Below are 20,407 nucleotides of genomic sequence, written 5' to 3' on the forward strand. Positions count from 1 at the left end.
ATGGTCGGACTGCTGCGCGAACTGCTGACGGATATGGCCGTGCCGCTGCCCGTGCAATACGAACTGCTCCATCCCGGTTATGCGAGCCTGCATTATCCGGCCGACCGGAAGCAGTACCGAATATACGGAGGCCCTTATTACGATCCCTGTCAGGAGATTCGGCAGAGCGTCGCCTACCTGCGGCGCAATAATTTCGTGATCCGGGCGGACCATCTGCCGACGGTCTTTGTGCGCAAATGGCAGTCCGAGCCGCCGCCGGGGTGGTATCATTACCTGACGACTCCGGACGATATGGACGCGATATTCCGCCTGCGGGAAACGCCGCGCCACGATCATCTTTCGCTCAAGGTGTTCGCATACGCCTATGCCGTAAGGCATGATATGTGGGCGGGAGGCCGGGAAACCCCGTCGGGAGCCGACGCGATAAGACGGTTCCGGCAATTCCGGCAACTGTTGGAGATCATAGCCGCCCGGCGGGAAGCGGGGGAGCGGGTGGAATCGTTCGACCTGATGGATTTCGACGGGTACGATAAATTACTGAAACAATATGGCTGGGTGCAAAGGCCCGATGAAATGAATACAAGACTTTGCGATGAATAATGAAATACCGCCTTTGAACTGTGCATGGTTCAAAGGCGGCATTTCATTGTCGGGACAGATTAGTTCGCGGCGGCGAACACCTCGCCGATCTTCTGCATCTCCCGTCCGATAAGCTGTTCGGAGAATTTCGCGTAATGGCGGGTCATGTTCGTATTGGTGTGGCCGAGAATCTTCGCCAGTACATCTATCGGCATCCCGTATTCCACGGCAAGGCAGGCGAATGTATGGCGGGCGCAATGTGTCGTCAATTTTTTGTTTAGCCCGCAGATCGTGGCGATCTCGGACATATAGGCGTTCATTTTCTGATTGCTCGGTACGGGCAGTAGCTTGCCGGATTCCATGCAATGCAGGTCGAACGCATACTTTTGTAAAATAGCTTTGGGTTGTTTTAGTAGTGGGATCGTACTCATTACCGCCGTCTTTTCGCGGGGCTTGCGAATCCACATATTGCCTTGTTCATCAGTCGTAAGGTGTTCGCGTTTCAACTCTTTGACATCGGCGAACGCCAGCCCGGTCAGGCAGCAGAATACGAAAATGTCCCGCACGTTTTCCAGCCGCAGGTTCGGCATCGGTTTTTCCATCAACCGTTCGATTTCTTTCTTGGAAAGGTGTTCTTTGGGTGGTGGGGCAACTTCTTTCAGTTTGTAGTTTTTAAACGGATTTTTCTCGATCCACTCGTTTCGCAGGCAATAGAGCATGAAATTGCGCAGACAGTCCAAGATATTGACCGCGCCATTGTGGTGGCAACGGTGGGCGGTCTGTAAATAGGTATTGAAGCCGTCGAGATAGCCATAGGAAACAGCCGACAGGCGAATATCGTCTTTTTTGCACTCCTGTTTGGTGTACTCACGCAGGTAGCGGCAAAGACGGTAATATTTGTTGGATGTAAGTTGCGTAATGCGCACTCCGACCTCTTTCTGTCGCTTTTCGCAGTAAAGTGTCAGTTCTTCCAGAAACATTTTCGCCTGTTTGCCGGGACTTTGCAGGCGTTCCTTGATTTCCAGAACGTTGCCTTCGAAGCCTTCGGCTTGTAGTGTGCGATATATTTCGACGACCTTTGCCCGGAAGTCGTCGATATAAACATTTACCTCGTAGGCGAGTTTGTCGCGTCCGGTGGCCCGCCCTTTGGCTGTATCCCATTTATCGACCGGGGTGCGGCATTGGGTGTAAACTTCTTTAGAAATACCGTTTACGGTAATCCGCGCCAGAATCGGCGCCATCCCTTTGACGGTGCGTACTCGTCGTAAAAAGAACGAGATGCAAAATGTTTTCCTGTTCATTTCAACCTGCTTTAATTGTTAATACTACGATTGAAAAGCCTGAAAGGTTTGCAGCAAAACAATGCTTATCAGTGCATTATGTCCTAAATCGTGTGCCGAGAATCGGCCCAAATGCCTCTGCACACAGTTTGGCACACGCGAAATGTGCTTTTATCGGAACAGCTTTGCTCCGGAGGAAGATCGTAAATTCGATTGTAAGGTGTTGATATACAGATTGAAATTCTCTTGTTTGCGCAGATTCGCTCACAAAAAAGTCCTCAAAAGAGGACTGAAAAGTGCGGATAAAGGGACTCGAACCCCCACGCCGTGAGGCATCAGATCCTAAGTCTGACGTGGCTACCAATTACACCATATCCGCATTGGTAGGACAAAGGTAGGTAAAAATTCACAAAACACAACGTACACGGGGCATTATCCGGCTTTTTTGGTTACTTTTGTCTGTAAATTTTAGACATGCCGCAGCTTATTACCCTTCAACTCACGCCCAAGCAGGCCGCAGATGCGAAGTTTTACACTTCGCAGGCGGCGCGCCGTATGGGTATCGTAGAAGCCGACGTTGCATTGGTGCGAGTCGTCAAGCGGTCGATCGACGCCAGGCAGCGGCAGGTGAAAGTGAATCTGACCCTCGAAGTGTATGTCGACCGTGAGCCGCAGCCCGGGCCGGTGTATTTCGATTATCCGTCGGTCGAGGGCCGTACGGAGGTCGTGATCGTGGGATCGGGGCCGGCGGGGCTGTTTGCTGCGCTGCGGTTGATCGAATTGGGGCTGCGTCCTGTGATCCTGGAACGCGGTCGCGACGTATCGGCCCGCAAGCGTGACATCGCGCAGATCAATCGCAACGGGGCCGTGGATCCCGATTCGAATTACGCCTTCGGTGAAGGCGGGGCCGGGACCTTCTCCGACGGCAAACTTTTCACGCGCAGCAAGAAACGCGGCGACTATAACAAGGCGTTGCAGACGTTGGTATTTCATGGTGCTACGCCTGAAATTCTCTTCGAAGCGCATCCCCATATCGGAACCGACAAATTGCCGGGCATCATGCAGCATATCCGGCAGACGATTGTCGGGGCGGGCGGTGTATTTCGTTTCGGGAGCCGTGTGACGGACCTGAAAATCGCCGATGACCGTATTTGCGGGGTCTGGTGCGGCGACGAACTCATCGAAGGCGCCGCCGTTGTGCTGGCGACGGGCCATTCGGCGCGCGATATTTATGAATTGCTCCACCGCCGGGGTGTGCGTGTCGAGGCCAAGCCCTTTGCGATGGGTGTGCGTATCGAACATCCGCAGGCGTTGATCGACTCGATTCAATATCACCAGGAGACGCGTGGTGAATACCTTCCGGCGGCCTCCTACTCGCTCGTGAGCCAGGAGAATGGCCGCGGCGTCTACTCGTTCTGCATGTGTCCGGGCGGTTTCATCGTTCCGGCCATGACCGATGCCGCAGAGTCGGTGGTCAACGGCATGTCGCCCAGCGGGCGTACGTCGCCCTATGCCAATTCGGGGTTGGTTACGGAGGTTCGGCTTGCGGACTTCGGCCACCTGCGCGCCGAATGGGGCGAGTTGGCGGGGCTGAAATTCCAGCAGCAGTTCGAGGAACTGGCGCGGCAGCAGGGCGGAGAGCATCAGATCGCTCCGGCACAGCGTGTCGCCGATTTCGCGGCGGGTCGCGCGAGCGGGTCGCTGCCCCGTACATCGTATATTCCCGGTATTACGCCGTCGCGCCTGGACGAGTGGATGCCCGGCTTTATTGCCCAGGGGCTGCGGCAGGGACTGGGGACCTTCGGCCGCCGGATGCGCGGGTATCTGACCAACGAGGCGGTGGTCGTGGGGGTGGAGTCGCGCACTTCGACGCCTGTGCGTGTTCCGCGCGACCGGGAGACGCTGATGCACCCCGAAACGAAGGGGTTATTCCCCGCCGGAGAAGGAGCCGGTTATGCCGGCGGCATTATTTCTGCGGCACTCGACGGCGAACGAATCGCCGAAGCGGTAAAAAACTATATTCGATAACCGATGGAACCGAAAGTTAGCGTTATTGTTCCGGTCTACAACGTCGAGCCGTTTCTGGCTCGCTGCCTGGACAGCATCGTGGGGCAAACCCTGCGCGAGATCGAAATCGTCTGCGTCGACGACGGAAGCCCCGATCGATCGATCGACATCCTGAACCGCTATGCGGCGCAGGACAGCCGTATCCGGGTTATTTCGCAGGAAAACCGCGGCCTGGGCGGAGCCCGCAACCGGGGTTTCGACGCTGCGACGGGCGAATACGTCCTTTATGTGGATTCCGACGACTGGATCGATCCGGCCTATTGCGAACGCCTTTATGAAGCCGCCCGGCAGTCGGGGGCCGATATTGCCTGTGCGTCGATATTGAAAATACGACCGTCCTATTCGAAATGGACGGTTCATTATACGGAACAGAAACTGGTCACGGCCGTTCAGGAGCGGTTTCTCGCGGCCCATTGTCCGCCCGACTTCTATGTGATGAATAAACTCCTGCGGCGGGAGATGTTGCTGCAGATGGGTTTGCGTTTCCGTGAACGGGTCTGCTACGAGGATGTGGAGTATACGATGCGCCTGCTGGGCGAATCGGAGAGTCTGGTGACGGTTCCCGATGTGGTCTACCGTTATGTAGTCAACGGGGCCTCGATTACCAAAAGCCGCCAGACACCTAAGAAACAGCAGGACAAATATCTGGCCCACAAGGCATTTGTGGCCTATGCGGATGCCCGTGGAATCCGTATCGACGCGCGGTTTCGCCGCATTACCCGTCGTACATACGATCGGTGGGGGCTTACGTGGCTGAAGGTCAAGGAGTGCGGTGATCGGGCGACGTACCGTTTGTTCGACCTGATTCCGGTGTGGCGGAGACGTGTAACCGATAAATAAGCGAAATACGATGGATATTGATCTGGTATACCTTTGGGTCGACGGAAACGACCCCGAGTGGCTGGCGCGGAAAAATGCGTTTCTCCCGGCAGACAAGCAGGTAGACCCCCAGGCTGCGGGGGAGTGCCGCTATGCGGAGAACGACGAATTACGCTACTCACTGCGCTCGGTGGAGTTGTATGTGCCCTGGGTGCGCCGTATTTACATCGTAACTGACGACCAGACGCCGGCATGGCTCGATACGTCGAATCCGCGGATCAGGGTGGTGTCGCACCGGGAGATTCTGCCGGCGGAGATTCTGCCTGTTTTCAATTCGACGGTGATCGAGTTGTTCTTGGCGCGGATTCCCGGATTGTCGGAGCATTTCCTTTACGCCAACGACGATATGTTTTTCAGCGCTCCGGTCGATCCCGGTTTTTTCTTCGATGCCCGGGGGCTGCCGATTGTCCGGCTGAAAAAGCAGTCGCTGAAACGCCATCCCGACGATATTTATTGCTATACGATCCTGCGGATGCAGGAGCTCGTGAAGAAGCGGTACGGCAAGTGCACCCCATTGGCTCCGCATCACAATGTCGACGCCTACCGTCGCAGCGATTACCTGGAATGCTGTGAAGTGTTTCAGGAGGCATTGGCCGGGAATCTTCGCAGCCGATTCCGCTCGTTCGGGGATTGGCAGCGCTCGCTGGTACATTATTATGCCCTTGAGGAAGGGCGTGCTTCGCTGCGTAGGGTGAATCGGTACAACAAGCTGCACAATCCGCTGCGGCTGCTTTGCGCGGCGTTCGGTTCCGGCTGCGGGAGCGATTCGCGCTGCATTCCGGCTTATGTGCCGGATATTGAGTCTGTTATGAGGAAGTACGATCCGTCGCTGTTCTGCCTGAACGACGACGCCCGGATGACCGATGAAGACCGTGCCCGGGTCCGGGAATTTCTCAAAGCCCGTTTCCCGCGGAAGTCATCGTTTGAAAAATAGCGTGCGCGCCGGATGCAAAACAGCCGATCAGCCACCGATCGCAATCGCTGAGCCCCTCTCGGTCTCGTAGGAGATCTTGGGCGTAAGATGCCTGTCGAGGCCTTTTTCGCAGCGGGTCCGGTGTTCGCGGATGCTGTCCAGATGACGCTGCTTGTTGTCCTCGCTGCCCTCTCGGTCGGCATTGCCGTGGTGCAGGTGGAAAACGATACCGCGGAATTTCATGCAGCGTTGTTGTATTTCGTTGTTGTTAAGCCGTATACATAGTTCTGCATCTTCGAATCCCCAGCCTTTGAACGATTCGTCGTATCCGTTGACGCGGATCAGGTCGTTACGCCAGAACGCCATGTTGCAGCCTCTGGGACCCCTCGTGGGACCAAACGTATGGTAGAGTATCGACATGATCGGGATACGTACGACGTTGTTGCTGCTGCGAATACCTTTCATCAGCGGGGATAACGACGTGATCTCGCCGCTGAGCACCTTGCGGGTCAGCAGTTCGGTAACGATGCCTCGGGAACCGGTAACATAACACCCCTCGCGGGCGAACATCATGTGGTCCTGGATGAAATTCCGATGCAGGATCAGGTCGCCGTCGATTTGAATGATGTATTTTCCTTTGCTGGCGGCAATGGCTTTGTTGCGGATGGCCGCTAGACGGAACCCGTTGTCCTCATGCCAGATGTGGCGTACGGGAACTGGCGAAATATTCTCGAAGTGCTTTACGACATCGCGGGTGCTCATACCCGATCCGTCGTCCGCAATCAGGATTTCGGAGGGCATGACGGTCTGTTGCATCACGCTGTCGAGGCATAAATAAAGCGCTCGAGGCCAGTTGTAAGTAGAAATAATCAACGATACTGTCATCGCAATGTAAAACTATTGGTTAGGTTCGGAGTTTGAGGATAGGCAATGAAAAAGATGCAAAATCTCTGCCGAGGTTTTGCACGGGAAAGGGTTGACTGTAGAGGGTGTTGCTAAAATCATTTTGCAAAAGTAGCAATTTATCCGTTACTATCGTCATATCGTGCTTTTTATATATAAATGCACGTTTTTGCCGATACTGCACGCGCGGGGTGAAAAGTTTTTTGTAAAAGTTGTTGATTACGGTTTATATCGTTGATTTTCAACAATATGTATTTTATCAACCATGGGCAATATTAAAAAATATCAAAAAATTTGAAAATTATTTTAATAAAAGCTTGCGCAGATGGTTTTTTCACCTTATCTTTGCAGAGAAGTTTTAAGGTTCATTTAGGTTAGTAGTTTTAGGTTGGTGAGGAAACTGGGAAAGACGGACTATGCTCCGATTCCAGGTTTCCTTTTTTTGTGCCTTTTTCGGAAGGCATTTTTTATGTCCGGTTTCGGCGGTCTTTACTTTTTGTCTCCGGGTTCTTGAAAAGCCTTTTTCCGGTTTTTCCGTCCTGTTTTTCTCCGGTTGCTCCGGGTTCCAACTTTTTCGTGTTAACCTGGCCGGTTTTTCCGGAAATATTGCCGGATGGATATTGCCGGCCTCATTTGTATGCTGAATTTATTTAGGATTAAATACTTGCGAGACGGTTTACTTAATCGGGTAAGTAGGTTTATTGGTCTGCCAATGTTACCAAATTGTTAAATATATTTAATATATTCATAAAATATTTGCGTAATTGAAAAATGCCCCTTATCTTTGCAGAGAAGTTTTAAGGTTCATTTAGGTTAGTAGTTTTAGGTTGGTTGAGGAAATCGGCAGGTTGTAACGGAATGTCCGTTACTAAGACCAGAGGAACGGTACTCGTTTCGCGGTCGAATACCTCCGATTGAACCTCATTTTTGGAGGGGGTGGTTCCCCGCCAAAAAAGAAGGTCCTAGTCGTGAGACTCGGACCTTTTTTCTTTTTTTTGCCCGGCCGGTGCGTCAGAGTTCGGCCAATTCTTCGCGGCTCACTTCTACTTCGACGGCCCCGAGCGCGTAACATCCGATGTCATAGGGATTGTAGTAGAACGTGATGCCTTCGGGCGTGACGCGGAAATTCTCCGTTGCGCGAATGTATTCCGGGAAAAATCCCTTTTCCGACAGCTCGTCGTCATTCTTCGCTTCGTATTGTTCGTAAATATCCTTGCGGATCAACTCGTTGAGCCGCTCCAGTTGCGCTTCGGTGAACAGATCGGCCGTTGTAATCTCATAACCGCCTGCCAGCGAGTAGGTGTAACACTCCGTGCCGTAGATGCCGTGTGCGCCGCCTGTGTAACTCGAACGTGTGATGATGTAGCAGAGGAGCGTGTCGACGACCGATCCTTCGGATTCGGCGGAGATTTCGCCTTCCCACAACCGGTGTTCCGACATTTCCGGCGTATTTTCGGGCGGCATCATGTCATTCACGGCCTGGCGGACCGCAGCTTCGATGGCTTCCCGGGGTGTACCCTCGAAGTTTTCCAGTTCGAAGAAGCGGCCGATGTTCGCCTGCTCGATCGCTGCGAGCGCAGGGGAGGCCTGGGCGTTGCCGATCGAGGCGAAGCGGTATTCGATCTTGCAGGTAAAACTGTTTCCGTCGATCAGCGTATCTGCGGTTATAACGGAGAATTGGGGTTGTATGGGACGTTTTGTACAGGAACCGACCGTCAGCGTTGCAGCGACGGCCAGGATCGTAAGTGTGCGGAATTTCATGGCAAATGTTTTTCAGTATCTATGTAAAGATAGCGTAAAAAGCATTTGCGGCGGCAAAAAACGAAAAAAAAACTATATTTTACAGGAAAATTTTGGAGTTTCGAAAGAAGGCGTTATCTTTGCACCACAAAACTAAACCGGTGGATTCATCTAAGGGTTAGGATACGTGCCTCTCACGCACGACATAGGGGTTCGAATCCCCTATCCACTACGAAGCTACGGCTGCACGCAAGTGCGGCCGTTTTTTGTTGTATCCGGCGGAGACGGGAGTCCCTGTTTCGCGGATTTAGCCTGCACCGCTGATTTTTCGTGATGAAAAAGCGACTTTTAATAATCATTCTTTCCGTGTCCGTTGAATTTATTTGTCGTCGTCGCGGCAGGGTTCTAATTTTGTTTCAACAGCAAACAGAATTTCTCATTTAAATTAGCTTGATCATGAAAAGATTAGTGTGTATGACTGTGGCTATGGCCATGACTGCGTCGCTCTTCGTAGCATGCGGGGATGATGGCGAGGACGAAAAAACTCCCCCCCCCGCACCGACGATAACGCTTAAGGACGGCGACATCAAAGCTACCCACGAAATTGAGTCGGGGATGTCGGTTGTCGTGAATGTGGCTGCGCCGGGCGGTGTCGCCGATTTTACGATCCGTATTGATTCGCCGTTCCTGACTCCTGAGGAGTTGAGTGCCCTGGGCCTCGCTGCGGAGATGAATCTGGTGACTCCGGCTACGAGCCAGATGGCTGCCGGACTGAAAGGACTGGGTTTCCCGGTGGGCGACGATGTGAAGGGTAAGACGGCGTTGACGTTCAATATCTCGTCGCTGATTCCGCTGATCGCGCAGCTTTACGACCAGACTTCGAATCACGACTTTACGCTGACGGTAACCGATGCCAAGGCGCAGCGGGCGACCGAGACCCTGAAATTCCACCTGTCGGGTCCCCAAACGATTACTTATAATAACGATGCCGACCTGTGGGCCAATACGGCGACGCTGACGGTGAAGAATCAGCCCGAAGGTGCAAAGGTACAGTATCGTGTGAAGGATGCCGAGGCATGGACCGATGCGGTGTCCGCGGACGGGACCGTTTTCAATATCGCTCCGGTTTATGAAGCGTCGAAAAACGAGGCGGAACTTGATATTTATACGATTAAGGCCGGTACGGGCATTTTTGCCGCCACAACCTACGAATACCGTATGCTGGATGGCGAGAAGGTGCTCGACAGCGGTGAGTTTACGACGGCGGCCGGGGATAAGATTCCCAACGGCGACATGTCGGGATGGTCGAAAAGAATGTGGATCGACGACAGCAAGAAGGAGTGGCCGATCACTTATCCCAATCCCGCAGGCCTGAAGCTCTGGGACAGCGGTAACAACGCATTCCTTGAACAATATGACGAAAGCGGTGCGCCTACGATTTTTACGCCGCTTTGCCGGGAGAGCGAAACGGAAGCCGGGACGGCCCTTCTTTCGGCCCGGATGGTTATGGGATTCGTGTTCGCCCCGGGAAACATGTTCACCGGCGATTTCAATTATTCGGGCTTCTCCGGTACGGTCAATTTCGGCAAAGCCTATACCTGGACGGCCCGTCCGAGTGCGCTGAAAGTACGCTACAAGGCGAAGGTCGGCACGATCGATAAACTGGGTTCGAACGACCCGGAAGCGGATAAATACAAGGATCAGCCCGACCGCTCGCGTATTTTCGCGGCTGTCGTCGACTGGACGGCGCAGCACGGTGTAACTTCGGGCATGACGGCTCCCACCGGTATGTGGGACCCGGCAGCGACGAAGAGTCTTGATGAAGGCGCGATTCTGGGTTACGCGGATTTGATCATTACCCAGACTGCGGCCGGTTGGGTCGAGGCCACGCTTCCGTTCAACTGGTATGCGGAGAATGCTGCCAAGCCTGCCCCGGAAAAATTCTCGCTGGTGATTTCGTGCGCTACGAGCGTACGCGGCGATTACCTGACGGGCTGTTCGACGAACGAAATGCAGGTCGACGACTTCGAGTGGGTATACTGATCTGAAAAAACATACCCGGACCGATGCCCATAGGGAGCAGGGCAGTGAGTAGGCTGGGTTAATCGGTTCCGGGTTCTCCCTTCTTCGCCCTGCTCCCGAAAAATGCTACGGCCGCCTTGTGATAAGGCGGCCGTAGCGGCGTTGGTTAGTTAAGGTATTAAGGTTGGTGGGGTTTTATTTTTCCGATTTTGCCTTGAATTTTTCCAACTGGCGTTTCAGTGCGTCGATGGCTTCGTCTACCGACTCCTCGAAGGCTTTCGACTGGTGGCAGGCCACCAGGTCTTCGCCGGGCATGTGCAACGTGATCGTTGCGAATTTATTTCCCTTTTCGTGGTCTTTATCGAGTTTCAGAATGACCTCGGCGCTGGTTGCGCGCTCCGCAAAGCGGTCCAACTTCGCCATTTTGGCATTCACGAATTCGACGAGCCGTTTGTCGGCGTCGAATTTCACGGATTGAATCTGTACGTTCATAGCCTTACAGTTTATAAAAGTTAATCATTTGCCTCCCTTTTCGCGGGGATGGGCCTTCGCGTAAATCTCCCGGAGCTTGGCGATGCTGTTGTGCGTGTAGACCTGTGTGGCCTGCAGCGAGGCGTGCCCGAGGAGTTCCTGTATTTCGCGCATATCGGCGCCGCCGTTGAGCAGGTGGGTAGCGAATGTGTGCCGCAGCACATGGGGGCTTTTCTTGCCCTGTACGCCCGCTTTGCCCAGCTCTTCCTGCACCGTACGGTATACCGCCGTCCGGGATATGCGTTTTCCTTCGAGTGTTAAAAATAGTGCTTTTTCCGATGAAATGCAAATATTTTGCCTCTCAATTAACCCGGCGTAATGTAAAATCTTTTCGCGTACGAATTCGAGGATCGGGACTATCCGCTCCTTGTCTCCCTTGCCCCGGATGCGCAGCGACGTGAAGTCTGCCGAGAAGTCGCCGCGGTCGATGCCGACCAGTTCGGCCAATCGCAGGCCGCAGGCATAGAAGAGCAGTATGATCAGCGAATTGCGTTCGCGGATGAAATCCTCGCTGTCGCATTCGCATTCGCTGACGATGCCGCTCATGCGGCTTTCGGGGACGAATGCCGGCAGGCGGCGTGAGGTTCGCAGCGAGGAGATCGGACGCACGACATCGCGGTCGACGGCTCCCGTGCGGAGCAGCCAGCGGAACAGCGCGCGCAGCGACGAAACCTCGCGGTTCATCGAAGCGGCGCTCACGCGGCCCTGCTCGGTGCGGTGGAGAATCCACTCGCGGATATCCTCCGTCGTGATCCTCCGCGGCTCGAAATCCGCGTCCGTGACTCCCAGCCATGCGAGGAACTGCTCCACGTCGTGGCGGTAGTTGCGGACCGTGAGCGGCGAGTAGCGGCGTTCGGCTTCGAGGTATTGGACGAAATCGGAAATCATTTTGACAAATATAGGCAAAAATGGCTGAGGTTGTCGAATTAATTCTGTTCAATTTCGGGTCGTAATACGGCAGAATGATCCGCGGCGGTGTTGGTTCCCATTGCCAAAACCGTTACCTTTGTTCTGAAAAATAAACGCGATCATAGACTTGGCTGTGTGAACCGGAAGCTGCGGCCGCTGCTTCCCTCAGGGAGGGGTGGGGTCGGATTGGTAGATGACGCCGCAGGCGGCAAAGACGGCGTGGCGTTCGGCGGCGGCTGGTATATGGAGGTCTATGATTGCCAAATAGAATTTGCTATGAAACAGAATTGGAAACCCGGGACCGTGCTTTATCCGCTGCCGGCGGTGCTGGTAAGCTGTGGTGCAACGCCCGAAGAGTATAACATGCTGACCGTGTCGTGGACCGGAACGATCTGTTCCGACCCGCCGATGTGCTATGTCTCGGTGCGGCCCGGACGCCATTCCCATGCGATCATCAGCCGGGCGGGCGGATTTGTCATCAACCTTACGACGCGCGACCTGGCGCGTGCTGCGGACTGGTGCGGGGTGCGCTCGGGGCGCGATTACGACAAATTTCGCGAGATGGGCCTGACGCCTGTTCCGTCCGAAAAGGTCGCTGCTCCCGTCATTGCCGAGGCCCCTGTCAATATCGAGTGCCGTGTGACGCAGGTGCTGCCGCTCGGAACGCACGACATGTTTCTGGCCGAGGTGGTCGGCGTGCAGGCCGACGAAGCCTACATCGACCCCGCGACGGGCCGTTTCTGCCTCGAACGCGCCGATCCGATCGTCTATTCCCACGGCGAATATTTCGCGCTGGGCGAGGCGCTGGGGCATTTCGGCTGGTCGGTCCGCAAAAAGAAAAAGGCGGCGAAAAAACGCTGATATTCCCGATTTTCGCTATCTTTGTATTTATGAAAAAAGCGCTCATCCCATCTTTTGTGCTATTCGCCTCGGCTGCCGCGCTGTTGTTGGCGGGTTGTATCAAAATGCCGAAAACGGGAGGCGAGGAGCCCGAGGGACCGGAGGGTCCGGATAATCCCGATTCCCCCCCCCTGCGGAATACATTTATCCGTTCGGCGATGAACCCCGCCGGGTAACGGCCGAAGTTACGCTGACGTTCGATCCCGGAACCGACCTTTCCGGCGTGCAGATCGAGATTCCTCCCCTGAAATACAACAAGTCGCTGCTGGTGTTGCTGACGCAGGATGACTGCAAGCAGGCCGCCTTCTCGACGACATGGGCTGCAATCAACGGACGGCCCCTTTCGGATACCTATTTTTATACGGCGGCGCACCTGCGCGGCGGGGACATGCCGCCCGACACGTACAGCTTCGGCAAGACGCTCGGCTCGACCGACGGCACGGGGCGCGAAGTGCGTTTCGCCTTCGCCACCACGATCTCCCCCGAATGGGAGTACATGGACGCCGAAGCGACCGTGAAGCCCGGATATACGGATAACTATTACCGGTTCTTCATGCAGAAGGGGCTGATGTGGGGCGACGTGGCCGAAATGCTCAGCTATGGCGTCGGCATCGCTTTCCACGATATGAACACCCCGTCGGTCGACCTGCCCGACTCGATCCTGAAGCATTACGGCCTCGCCCAGCAAATCATCCTCGACCGCCTTTCGGGCCGCGGGTGCAAGATGCTGGCCGAACCCGACGGCAACAAGGCCTATGTGACTGCGGCGCAGGACTATGACCCGATTCAAACTATTTTCGTACAGTCGGGCGGCGAAAAACTCCGTCCCTTTGCCGTGGAAGGCGATTTGACGAAGAAAATCCTTGAGCGCGGATTCTGGCAGCCGAAGGCGATTCCGGGGGTGATCGAGGCGCAGTTGGCCCGTCCTGTCGCCGAGCGCGAGGCGGTCAATATCGGGGCGCACGGAACCGACCGTTCCTGGTCCGAAATGCTGTTGTGGCTCAACAATACCTGCGGTAAGGACGGAGAGGATTGCCTGTGGATGCCCGCGCCGGAGGAATATTTCGAATACAACTACCTGCGCCGCCATGCGGAGGTGACGTGCCGGGTCGCGGAAAATACGCTGACACTGACGGTCAATCTGCCCGGCGGGCTCTATTTCTATTATCCGTCGCTGACGCTCAATGTTTCGGGCGCCGATCCGTCTGCCTGCACGGCAGTCGAGTCCGGCGAAACGGTCACGGGTCTTTCGTGGGGACCCGGCGAAAAGGCCGGGGATGCTACCGAGGTGCTGGCGATCAATATCGACTGCCGGCATGCCCTGGCCGAACACGCCGAACATTTTGTGAAGGTTTACGAGGCCGACCCGACGGCGGCAAACCGGGCCGATGCCCGTTATTTCGTGGCGATGCTCAAGGAGTCCGACCGCAAGCAGGAACTCCTGAAGCGGATAAAGTAAACCTGTAAAACAACAAAAAGGAGGCGAATCGAAACCGATTTGCCTCCTTTTTTTGGCGTTAATGCGGCAGTTTGGGGAATAATCACTACCTTCGTAACATGACTTCCGGTTCAGGAATCGCGGGCGATCCCGAACCATTTGCCGGACAAGGCAACCGACTGAAAATAGAATGAAAAAACTGCTTTTCGTATTGGCGGGAGTGGCCTTCGCATGGACGGCTGTCGCCCAGGAACTTCGAATTACACATGGTCCTTACCTGTGCGACATGACGCACGACGGGGTGACGGTGGTCTGGACCACCAGCAAGCCTGCGCTTTCGTGGGTCGAGGCGTCGCCCGCCGACAGCCTGAACGCCCCTGCTTTGAGACAGGCGCGGTATTACCAGACCGTCGCGGGCCGCAAATTGGCTTGCAGGACCCTGCATGCGGTCCGGGTCCGGGGATTGCAGCCCGGGACCGATTACCGTTACCGCATCTTTTCGCAGGAGGTGCAGTCGTGGCCCGATGTCAACAACGTCACTTACGGAAAAACCCTTGACGCCGACGCTTCCCGCCGCCGGGCTTATGAATTTCGGACCTTCCCGCAGGCGGGTTCCGGCTGCTCGTTTATCGTGCTGAACGACATCCACGGCAAAGCCGACTACATGACCCGGCTCTGCAAGAGCGTGGATTTTTCGAAACTGGGATTCGTAGCCTTCAACGGCGATATGTCGAGCAGCGTCGAGAGCGGGGAGCAGCTTTTCAAAGCATACCTCGACGCTTCGGTGTCGCTCTTCGCCACCGGGACCCCGATTCTGTTTACCCGCGGCAACCACGAGACGCGCGGCGTTTTTGCCGACAGCCTCGGCGACTATTTCCCCGGACAGGACGGACGGTTTTACGGCATCTACCGCTATGGCGACGTATGCATCCTGCTGTTGGACTGCGGGGAGGACAAACCCGACGACCATGCGGAGTATAACGGGCTGGCCGACTACGACGCTTACCGCACCGAGGAATGCGAATGGCTGAAAAGGGCCGTGCGCTCGGACGAGTTCCTTTCGGCATCGGCGCGGATCGTCCTGCTCCACATTCCGCCCATGGCGGAGGCGTGGCACGGGAGCGTCCATCTCAACGAACTCTTCGTGCCGGTGCTCAACGAGGCCGGGATCGACCTGATGCTCTGCGGCCACGACCACGCTTATTCGTTCCGGCCGGCCGGGGAACAGGGTACGCAGTTCCCGATCGTGGTCAACGACAACAAAAGCTATGTGCGCTGCGACGTTGCGGACAGCCTGATTCGTGTGCAGGTTGTAGGTCTCCGCGAAAAGGTCGCGCATGTGCACGAATTTCCGCTGAAACGACAATTTTAACTATAACCTGAATGCAAATGAAAAAACTCTTTTTGTCGCTGTGCGCCGTCGGTTTGTCGTGCGCGGCCTTCGGAGCGGGACCCGAGGCCAACATCGTTCCCAAACCCCTCTCGGTGAAGCCCGGCGAGGGAACTTTTACCGTAACCGCGTCGACGAAGATCGGTGTCGGAAAAGATGCCGAACTGCGCCGTTCGGCCCGGATTTTTGCCGAAGAGGTTGAGCCTGTCCTCGGCGGCGTTATGAAGGCTGCCGCCGCGGGTGACATCCGCCTGTCGGTGGACGGCTCGCTGGAAGCCGAGGCTTATAAACTTACGGTGACTCCTTCGGGTGTCGAGGTGAACGGCGGTACACCGCAGGGTGTGTTCTACGGCCTGCAAAGCCTGCGCCAGTTGATCGTCGACGGCCAAGGCGTGCTGCCCGCCGTAACGGTTGAGGACAAACCCTATTTCGGACACCGCGGGGGCATGCTCGATCCCTGCCGCCACTTTTGGACGGTAGACGAGGTCAAGGAGTACATCGACATCCTCGCCATGCACAAACTCAACAAGTTCCACTGGCATCTGACCGATGACCAGGGCTGGCGTATCGAGATCAAGAAATACCCCGAGCTGACGCGTGTCGGATCGGTGCGCAAAGAGACGCTCGTCGGCCACCATCACACTTCGAACGAGTACGACAAGACGCCCCACGGCGGTTATTACACACAGAAGGAGATCCGCGAGATCGTGAAATATGCCGCCGACCGCTACGTCACGGTGATTCCCGAAATCGAACTGCCGGGCCATGCCGTCGCTGCGCTCACCTCCTATCCGTGGCTGGGCTGCAAGGGCGAGGGTTATGAGGTCCGCAAGCGTTGGGGCATCAGCAAGGAGGTTTTTTGCCCGGGCAAGGAGACGACGTTCGAGTTCCTGCAGAACGTCTTTGCAGAGGTGCTCGATCTCTTCCCCTCGGAGTTTATCCACATCGGCGGCGACGAGTGCCCGAAGGACAGTTGGAAACAGTGCCCGCTGTGCCAGGAGCGTATCAAGGCCGAAGGGCTGAAGGACGAATTCGAACTCCAGAGCTATACAGTGCGCCGCATGGAGAAGTGGCTCCGCGAACACGGCCGGAAGATCGTCGGCTGGGATGAAATCCTGGAAGGAGGCGTTTCGCCGACGGCGACCGTCATGTCGTGGCGCGGCTCGAAGGGCGGTATCGCCGCGGCCAAGGCCGGCAATCATGTTATTATGACGCCGAATGTCCATTGTTACCTCGACTATTACCAGACGAAGGATCCTGTAAAGGAGCCGATGGGTATCGGCGGATACGTTCCGATGCGCAAGGTTTATGAACTCGATCCCTACGACCAGCTTACGCCCGAGGAACGCACCTATATCCTCGGTGTGCAGGGCAACCTGTGGACGGAGTATATCGCCACGTTTCCGCATCTGAAACACATGCTGCTGCCGCGCCTGGCTGCTATCGCCGAGGTCGGCTGGGCTTACGACCGCAAGGATTTCGACGATTTCAAACACCGCATGAACTCTTTGCGCAAGTGTTACGATGCCGCGGGGCTGAACTACGCTACCTATTTCTTCGAAGGCAAGGACGAATAACCGTCCGGTTTCCAAAAACAGTTCCCGGAATGCACAGGCATTCCGGGAACTGTTTTTTTCGGATCGGATCAGCGTTCTAGATCCTCCAGCAGTTTTTTGATGGCTGCCTCCGGGGTCGGGGTTTCGCCTTGCAGGGTGACGAACCGGCTGCCGATGATGCCGCCCGAGGCATTGTCCGCCGCGGCCCGGAAGGTTGCGCGGTTGCTGATGCCGAATCCCACCATGCGCGGACTGCGCAGTGACATGGCGTCGATGCGGCGGAAATAGGCCTGCTTCTGTTCATCGAATGCACTTTGGGCCCCGGTCGTCGATGCCGAGGAGACCATATAGATGAAACCGTCGGTGTGGGCGTCGATCTGGCGGATGCGCTCCTCGGAGGTCTCGGGCGTGATGAGCATGACGACTTTGACGCCGTAGCGGTCGGCGACGGGCTTGAACTCGGCGAGGTAGTCGTCGAACGGCAGGTCGGGGATGATGCAGCCGTCGATGCCGCAGTCGCGGCAGGATCGGCAGAAGTTCTCGAATCCGTATTGCATGATCGGGTTGAGGTAGCCCATCAGCAGCAGCGGAATTCGCACGCCGGGGCGGATGTCCGCCAGTTGGGCGAAGAGTTTTCGGAGCGACATGCCGCCGCGCAGTGCCTGCTGGGCCGCGTTCTGGATAACCGGGCCGTCGGCCATCGGGTCGCTGAAGGGGATGCCGATTTCGATCATCCCGACACCGTTCTGTTCGAGCGTGCGGATCACTTCGGCGGTGTTGTCCGGATCGGGATACCCGGCGCAAAAATAGATGGAGAGTATGTCGCGCTTCCCGGAAACGAATAACTGGTTGATTCTGTTCATGATTGCTGGATTTTTGGAATGAATTTTTCGAGTTTTCCGGCGTCTTTCACCGCCGGGGCCGTTTCGAATCCGCTGTTGAGGTCTACGCCTGCGAACCGGGGATGGGCGAAGCGTTTCACGGCTTCGGCGCACTCCGCATCGAGTCCGCCGCTCACGAGGAACGGCGTGTTGCCCGTATAGGCGTCGAGTACCGTCCAGTCGAACCGCCGTCCCGAACCGCCGTAACCGTCGCACCGGGTGTCGAACAGCAGGTAGTCGGCACATCCTTCGTAATCCCGGGCGGCTGCCAGGTCGGCGGCCGTCGCGATGCGGATGGCCTTGATGATGCCGTAACCCCGCTGCCGTAACGCCGCGCAGGTCTCGGGCGATTCGTCGCCGTGGAGTTGGAGCCACCTGAGGCCGAACCGTTCGGCGGTGCGGAGCATCTCTCGGGGCTGGGCGTCGACGAAGACCCCGACGGCCGGTTTGCGGCAGTTGCGCACGGCTTCGGCATGGAGTTCGTCGTCGGGTACGCAGCGCGGGGAACGGGGGTAGAAGATGAAGCCGCAGAGGTCGACCGGCAGCCGGTCGACGGCCCGGATGTTGGCGGGTTCGCGCAGCCCGCATACCTTGACGATCATGGCTGCGGGGTTTTGAGCCGTGTGACGAACTCCGCCAGCGCGCGGCCCGGATCGCCGGTTTTCATGAAGGCTTCGCCCATCAGGAATCCCCGGAAGCCCGCTTCGCGCAGGCGCAGGACGGTCTGCGGGTCGGAAATGCCGCTTTCCGAGATCAGCAGCGGACCTTCACTGCCGCCGGTTTCACGCCGGAGCAGGTCGATCATCCGCAGCGAATTTTCAACGTCGGTATGGAAGGTCCCGAGGTCGCGGTTGTTCACGCCCAGCATGTCGACGTATTGGTTCAGCTGGGAAAGCTCTGAGGGCGTGTGCACTTCGAGCAGTACTTCGAGTTCCAGTTCATGTGCCGTGCGGGCCAGGCGGCGGCACTCGTCGGGCGACAGCACTGCGGCGATCAGCAGTACGGCCGAGGCTCCCGACGTGCGGGCCTGGTAGAGCTGGTATTCGTCGACGATAAAATCCTTGCGCAGCAGGGGCAGGGCCGCAAGGCGGCGGGCCTGCTGTAAATCCTCCAGCGTACCGCCGAAGAACTCGCTGTCGGTCAGCACCGAGCAGGCCGAAGCACCTCCCGCTTCGTAGGCCGGGACGACGGCTTCGATCTTTGCATCCTCGTGCAGCCACCCTTTCGACGGGGAGCGGCGCTTGAATTCGGCGATGATGCCCGTTTCGGATTCCGCCAGTGCGCGGCGCATGGAGCGGGGCGCCTCGGCCAGCCATGGCGAACCGAGGCGGAGCAGCGCATCGACGGGAAGCGTCTGTTTTTGCCAGGCGACCTCCCGGCGCGTGTTGGCTGTGATGGTTTCCAGGATATCCATATCTTTTAGCTGTTGATTTCCACGAATTTCCGGAATGCCGCCGCGGCTTTTCCGCCCAGGAGCGATTCGCGTGCTTCGGCGAGGCACTCCGCGACCTCCTTGTCGGGGCAGATCACCCGGATGGCGAAAGCGGCGTTGGCCAGGACGCAGTCGCGCTGGGCGGCAGTTGCGGTGTTGTGCAGTACGGCGTCGAAGATGCGTGCAGCCTCTTCGGGGGTATCGCCGCCCGAAAGCTCTTCGGGGCGGCAGCGGTTGAGCCCGATCTGTTCGGGTGTGAAAACCTGCTCCTTTTCGGGCGTTGCGACCTTGAATTCCGAGGTGAGCGAGATTTCGTCGTAGCCGTCCATGCTGTAAACCACGCCGAAGCGCGTGTCGCCCGACTGGTAGGCGTAGTTGTAGAGGCGGAACAGCGAGAGGTTGTAGACGCCGAGCAGTTGGTATTTCGGCAGTGCGGGATTCACCAGCGGCCCCAGCAGGTTGAAGAACGTGCGCACGGCGAGGTGCTTGCGGATCGGCGCCACGGCTTTCATCGCGGGGTTGAACAGCGGGGCGTGCAGGTAGGCGATGCCGCATGCGTCGAGCGAAGCCCGCAGGCGGTCGCGGTCGTCGGTGAACCGCACGCCGTGGCGTTCGATGACGTTGCTTGCGCCGCTCACGGAGGTGGCGCCGTAGTTGCCGTGCTTGACGACGTTGTAGCCTGCGCCCGCTACCACGAAACTGGCCGCGGTGCTGACGTTGAAGGTATTCTTGCCGTCGCCGCCCGTGCCGACGATGTCGATGGGTTCGTACTCCGAGAGGTCTGCCGGACGGCGCATTTCGAGCAGTGCATCGCGGAATCCGGCCAGTTCTTCGACCGAGATGCTGCGCATGAGGAAGACGGTGATCAGTGCCGATACCTGTTCGGGGTTGTAGTTCCCGGCGGCGATGCCTGCCAGTACCTGTTGTGCCTCCGAGCGGCCCATGTACTGGTGTTCGAAGAGGCGGTATAGTAAATCTTTCATAGCT

The 20,407-nt window shown here is 56.7% G+C and carries 17 protein-coding genes, 2 tRNA genes and 1 pseudogene; 10 read left to right on the top strand and 10 right to left on the bottom strand.

Features of this window, described 5'->3' with window-relative positions:
* Positions 1–600, top strand: a pseudogene (locus I2E69_RS14330) (hypothetical protein); the annotation flags it as partial.
* A 59-nt stretch (positions 601–659) separates the two neighbouring features.
* Here I2E69_RS14330 and I2E69_RS14335 read toward each other — a convergent pair.
* Both I2E69_RS14335 and I2E69_RS14340 read right to left on the bottom strand, forming a co-directional pair.
* The gene (locus tag I2E69_RS14335) at positions 660–1,880 is read right to left on the bottom strand and encodes a site-specific integrase (protein WP_195461908.1); all 1,221 of its coding nucleotides are present in this window, start codon (positions 1,878–1,880) and stop codon (positions 660–662) included.
* Between the two features lie 276 nt (positions 1,881–2,156).
* A tRNA-Leu gene (locus I2E69_RS14340) sits at positions 2,157–2,238 on the bottom strand.
* A gap of 95 nt (positions 2,239–2,333) precedes the next feature.
* On the opposite strand from I2E69_RS14340, the gene I2E69_RS14345 reads away from it, so the two are divergent.
* Genes I2E69_RS14345 through I2E69_RS14355 form a run of 3 tightly spaced genes read left to right on the top strand, consistent with a single transcriptional unit; the run spans position 2,334 to position 5,739 of the window.
* Positions 2,334–3,887: an NAD(P)/FAD-dependent oxidoreductase gene (locus I2E69_RS14345; protein WP_195461909.1), complete on the top strand. Its 1,554-nt coding sequence runs from the start codon at positions 2,334–2,336 to the stop codon at positions 3,885–3,887.
* Positions 3,888–3,890: 3 nt separating this feature from the next.
* Positions 3,891–4,766: a glycosyltransferase family 2 protein gene (locus tag I2E69_RS14350; RefSeq protein ID WP_195461910.1), complete on the top strand. Its 876-nt coding sequence runs from the start codon at positions 3,891–3,893 to the stop codon at positions 4,764–4,766.
* 10 nt (positions 4,767–4,776) lie between these two features.
* Positions 4,777–5,739 carry a Stealth CR1 domain-containing protein gene (locus I2E69_RS14355; protein ID WP_195461911.1) on the top strand — a complete coding sequence of 321 codons (963 nt, stop codon included), beginning with the start codon at positions 4,777–4,779 and terminating at the stop codon, positions 5,737–5,739.
* A 27-nt stretch (positions 5,740–5,766) separates the two neighbouring features.
* Here I2E69_RS14355 and I2E69_RS14360 read toward each other — a convergent pair whose 3' ends face one another.
* Complete coding sequence (locus I2E69_RS14360; RefSeq protein ID WP_195461912.1) at positions 5,767–6,603, bottom strand: glycosyltransferase family 2 protein; 837 nt, start codon at positions 6,601–6,603, stop codon at positions 5,767–5,769.
* Between the two features lie 1,029 nt (positions 6,604–7,632).
* Positions 7,633–8,382, bottom strand: a complete 750-nt coding sequence (locus I2E69_RS14365; RefSeq protein ID WP_195461913.1) for an RsiV family protein — start codon at positions 8,380–8,382, stop codon at positions 7,633–7,635.
* A 139-nt stretch (positions 8,383–8,521) separates the two neighbouring features.
* Here I2E69_RS14365 and I2E69_RS14370 point away from each other — a divergent pair.
* Positions 8,522–8,593, top strand: a tRNA-Glu gene (locus tag I2E69_RS14370).
* A gap of 224 nt (positions 8,594–8,817) precedes the next feature.
* A complete protein-coding gene (locus I2E69_RS14375; RefSeq protein ID WP_195461914.1) occupies positions 8,818–10,404 on the top strand; it encodes a PCMD domain-containing protein in 1,587 nt (528 codons plus the stop codon).
* 174 nt (positions 10,405–10,578) lie between these two features.
* On the opposite strand, the gene hpf is transcribed toward I2E69_RS14375, so the two are convergent.
* Both hpf and I2E69_RS14385 read right to left on the bottom strand, forming a co-directional pair.
* Positions 10,579–10,875: a ribosome hibernation-promoting factor, HPF/YfiA family gene (hpf, locus tag I2E69_RS14380; RefSeq protein WP_195461915.1), complete on the bottom strand. Its 297-nt coding sequence runs from the start codon at positions 10,873–10,875 to the stop codon at positions 10,579–10,581.
* A 24-nt stretch (positions 10,876–10,899) separates the two neighbouring features.
* Entirely contained in the window at positions 10,900–11,802 is a 903-nt protein-coding gene (locus I2E69_RS14385; protein WP_195461916.1) for a tyrosine-type recombinase/integrase, read from the bottom strand.
* A gap of 297 nt (positions 11,803–12,099) precedes the next feature.
* Between I2E69_RS14385 and I2E69_RS14390 the strand changes: the two genes are divergently transcribed.
* The 4 genes from I2E69_RS14390 to I2E69_RS14405 all read left to right on the top strand — a co-directional run bounded on the left by I2E69_RS14390 (position 12,100) and on the right by I2E69_RS14405 (position 17,128).
* Positions 12,100–12,684 carry a flavin reductase family protein gene (locus tag I2E69_RS14390; protein WP_195461917.1) on the top strand — a complete coding sequence of 195 codons (585 nt, stop codon included), beginning with the start codon at positions 12,100–12,102 and terminating at the stop codon, positions 12,682–12,684.
* 229 nt (positions 12,685–12,913) lie between these two features.
* Positions 12,914–14,182 carry a hypothetical protein gene (locus I2E69_RS14395; protein ID WP_229095551.1) on the top strand — a complete coding sequence of 423 codons (1,269 nt, stop codon included), beginning with the start codon at positions 12,914–12,916 and terminating at the stop codon, positions 14,180–14,182.
* A 169-nt stretch (positions 14,183–14,351) separates the two neighbouring features.
* The gene (locus I2E69_RS14400) at positions 14,352–15,533 is read left to right on the top strand and encodes an FN3 domain-containing metallophosphoesterase family protein (RefSeq protein WP_195461918.1); all 1,182 of its coding nucleotides are present in this window, start codon (positions 14,352–14,354) and stop codon (positions 15,531–15,533) included.
* Between the two features lie 17 nt (positions 15,534–15,550).
* Positions 15,551–17,128, top strand: a complete 1,578-nt coding sequence (locus I2E69_RS14405) for a beta-N-acetylhexosaminidase (RefSeq protein WP_195461919.1) — start codon at positions 15,551–15,553, stop codon at positions 17,126–17,128.
* 68 nt (positions 17,129–17,196) lie between these two features.
* Here the strand turns inward: I2E69_RS14405 and trpA are convergent, their stop codons facing one another.
* From trpA to trpD, 4 genes are read right to left on the bottom strand one after another with little or no spacing between them, the layout of a single operon-like run.
* Positions 17,197–17,970: a tryptophan synthase subunit alpha gene (trpA, locus tag I2E69_RS14410; protein WP_195461920.1), complete on the bottom strand. Its 774-nt coding sequence runs from the start codon at positions 17,968–17,970 to the stop codon at positions 17,197–17,199.
* Positions 17,967–18,590 carry a phosphoribosylanthranilate isomerase gene (locus tag I2E69_RS14415; protein ID WP_195461921.1) on the bottom strand — a complete coding sequence of 208 codons (624 nt, stop codon included), beginning with the start codon at positions 18,588–18,590 and terminating at the stop codon, positions 17,967–17,969. Before I2E69_RS14415 ends, trpA begins: the two co-directional genes overlap by 4 nt.
* Entirely contained in the window at positions 18,587–19,402 is an 816-nt protein-coding gene (trpC, locus tag I2E69_RS14420) for an indole-3-glycerol phosphate synthase TrpC (protein WP_195461922.1), read from the bottom strand. Before trpC ends, I2E69_RS14415 begins: the two co-directional genes overlap by 4 nt.
* Positions 19,403–19,407: 5 nt before the next feature.
* Positions 19,408–20,403 carry an anthranilate phosphoribosyltransferase gene (gene trpD, locus I2E69_RS14425; protein ID WP_195461923.1) on the bottom strand — a complete coding sequence of 332 codons (996 nt, stop codon included), beginning with the start codon at positions 20,401–20,403 and terminating at the stop codon, positions 19,408–19,410.
* Positions 20,404–20,407 lie beyond the last annotated feature (4 nt).

Source organism: Alistipes sp. D31t1_170403_E11 (genome assembly GCF_015553985.1).
In the GTDB taxonomy this organism is placed as follows: Bacteria; Bacteroidota; Bacteroidia; order Bacteroidales; family Rikenellaceae; genus Alistipes; species Alistipes montrealensis.

What these genes read in the sequence shown, in the direction of transcription:
- I2E69_RS14335 (WP_195461908.1), bottom strand. Translation starts at nt 1,880, where the DNA reads ATGAACAGGAAAACATTTTGCATCTCGTTCTTTTTACGACGAGTACGC.
- I2E69_RS14345 (WP_195461909.1), top strand. Translation starts at nt 2,334, where the DNA reads ATGCCGCAGCTTATTACCCTTCAACTCACGCCCAAGCAGGCCGCAGAT.
- I2E69_RS14350 (WP_195461910.1), top strand. Translation starts at nt 3,891, where the DNA reads ATGGAACCGAAAGTTAGCGTTATTGTTCCGGTCTACAACGTCGAGCCG.
- I2E69_RS14355 (WP_195461911.1), top strand. Translation starts at nt 4,777, where the DNA reads ATGGATATTGATCTGGTATACCTTTGGGTCGACGGAAACGACCCCGAG.
- I2E69_RS14360 (WP_195461912.1), bottom strand. Translation starts at nt 6,603, where the DNA reads ATGACAGTATCGTTGATTATTTCTACTTACAACTGGCCTCGAGCGCTT.
- I2E69_RS14365 (WP_195461913.1), bottom strand. Translation starts at nt 8,382, where the DNA reads ATGAAATTCCGCACACTTACGATCCTGGCCGTCGCTGCAACGCTGACG.
- I2E69_RS14375 (WP_195461914.1), top strand. Translation starts at nt 8,818, where the DNA reads ATGAAAAGATTAGTGTGTATGACTGTGGCTATGGCCATGACTGCGTCG.
- hpf (WP_195461915.1), bottom strand. Translation starts at nt 10,875, where the DNA reads ATGAACGTACAGATTCAATCCGTGAAATTCGACGCCGACAAACGGCTC.
- I2E69_RS14385 (WP_195461916.1), bottom strand. Translation starts at nt 11,802, where the DNA reads ATGATTTCCGATTTCGTCCAATACCTCGAAGCCGAACGCCGCTACTCG.
- I2E69_RS14390 (WP_195461917.1), top strand. Translation starts at nt 12,100, where the DNA reads ATGAAACAGAATTGGAAACCCGGGACCGTGCTTTATCCGCTGCCGGCG.
- I2E69_RS14400 (WP_195461918.1), top strand. Translation starts at nt 14,352, where the DNA reads ATGAAAAAACTGCTTTTCGTATTGGCGGGAGTGGCCTTCGCATGGACG.
- I2E69_RS14405 (WP_195461919.1), top strand. Translation starts at nt 15,551, where the DNA reads ATGAAAAAACTCTTTTTGTCGCTGTGCGCCGTCGGTTTGTCGTGCGCG.
- trpA (WP_195461920.1), bottom strand. Translation starts at nt 17,970, where the DNA reads ATGAACAGAATCAACCAGTTATTCGTTTCCGGGAAGCGCGACATACTC.
- I2E69_RS14415 (WP_195461921.1), bottom strand. Translation starts at nt 18,590, where the DNA reads ATGATCGTCAAGGTATGCGGGCTGCGCGAACCCGCCAACATCCGGGCC.
- trpC (WP_195461922.1), bottom strand. Translation starts at nt 19,402, where the DNA reads ATGGATATCCTGGAAACCATCACAGCCAACACGCGCCGGGAGGTCGCC.
- trpD (WP_195461923.1), bottom strand. Translation starts at nt 20,403, where the DNA reads ATGAAAGATTTACTATACCGCCTCTTCGAACACCAGTACATGGGCCGC.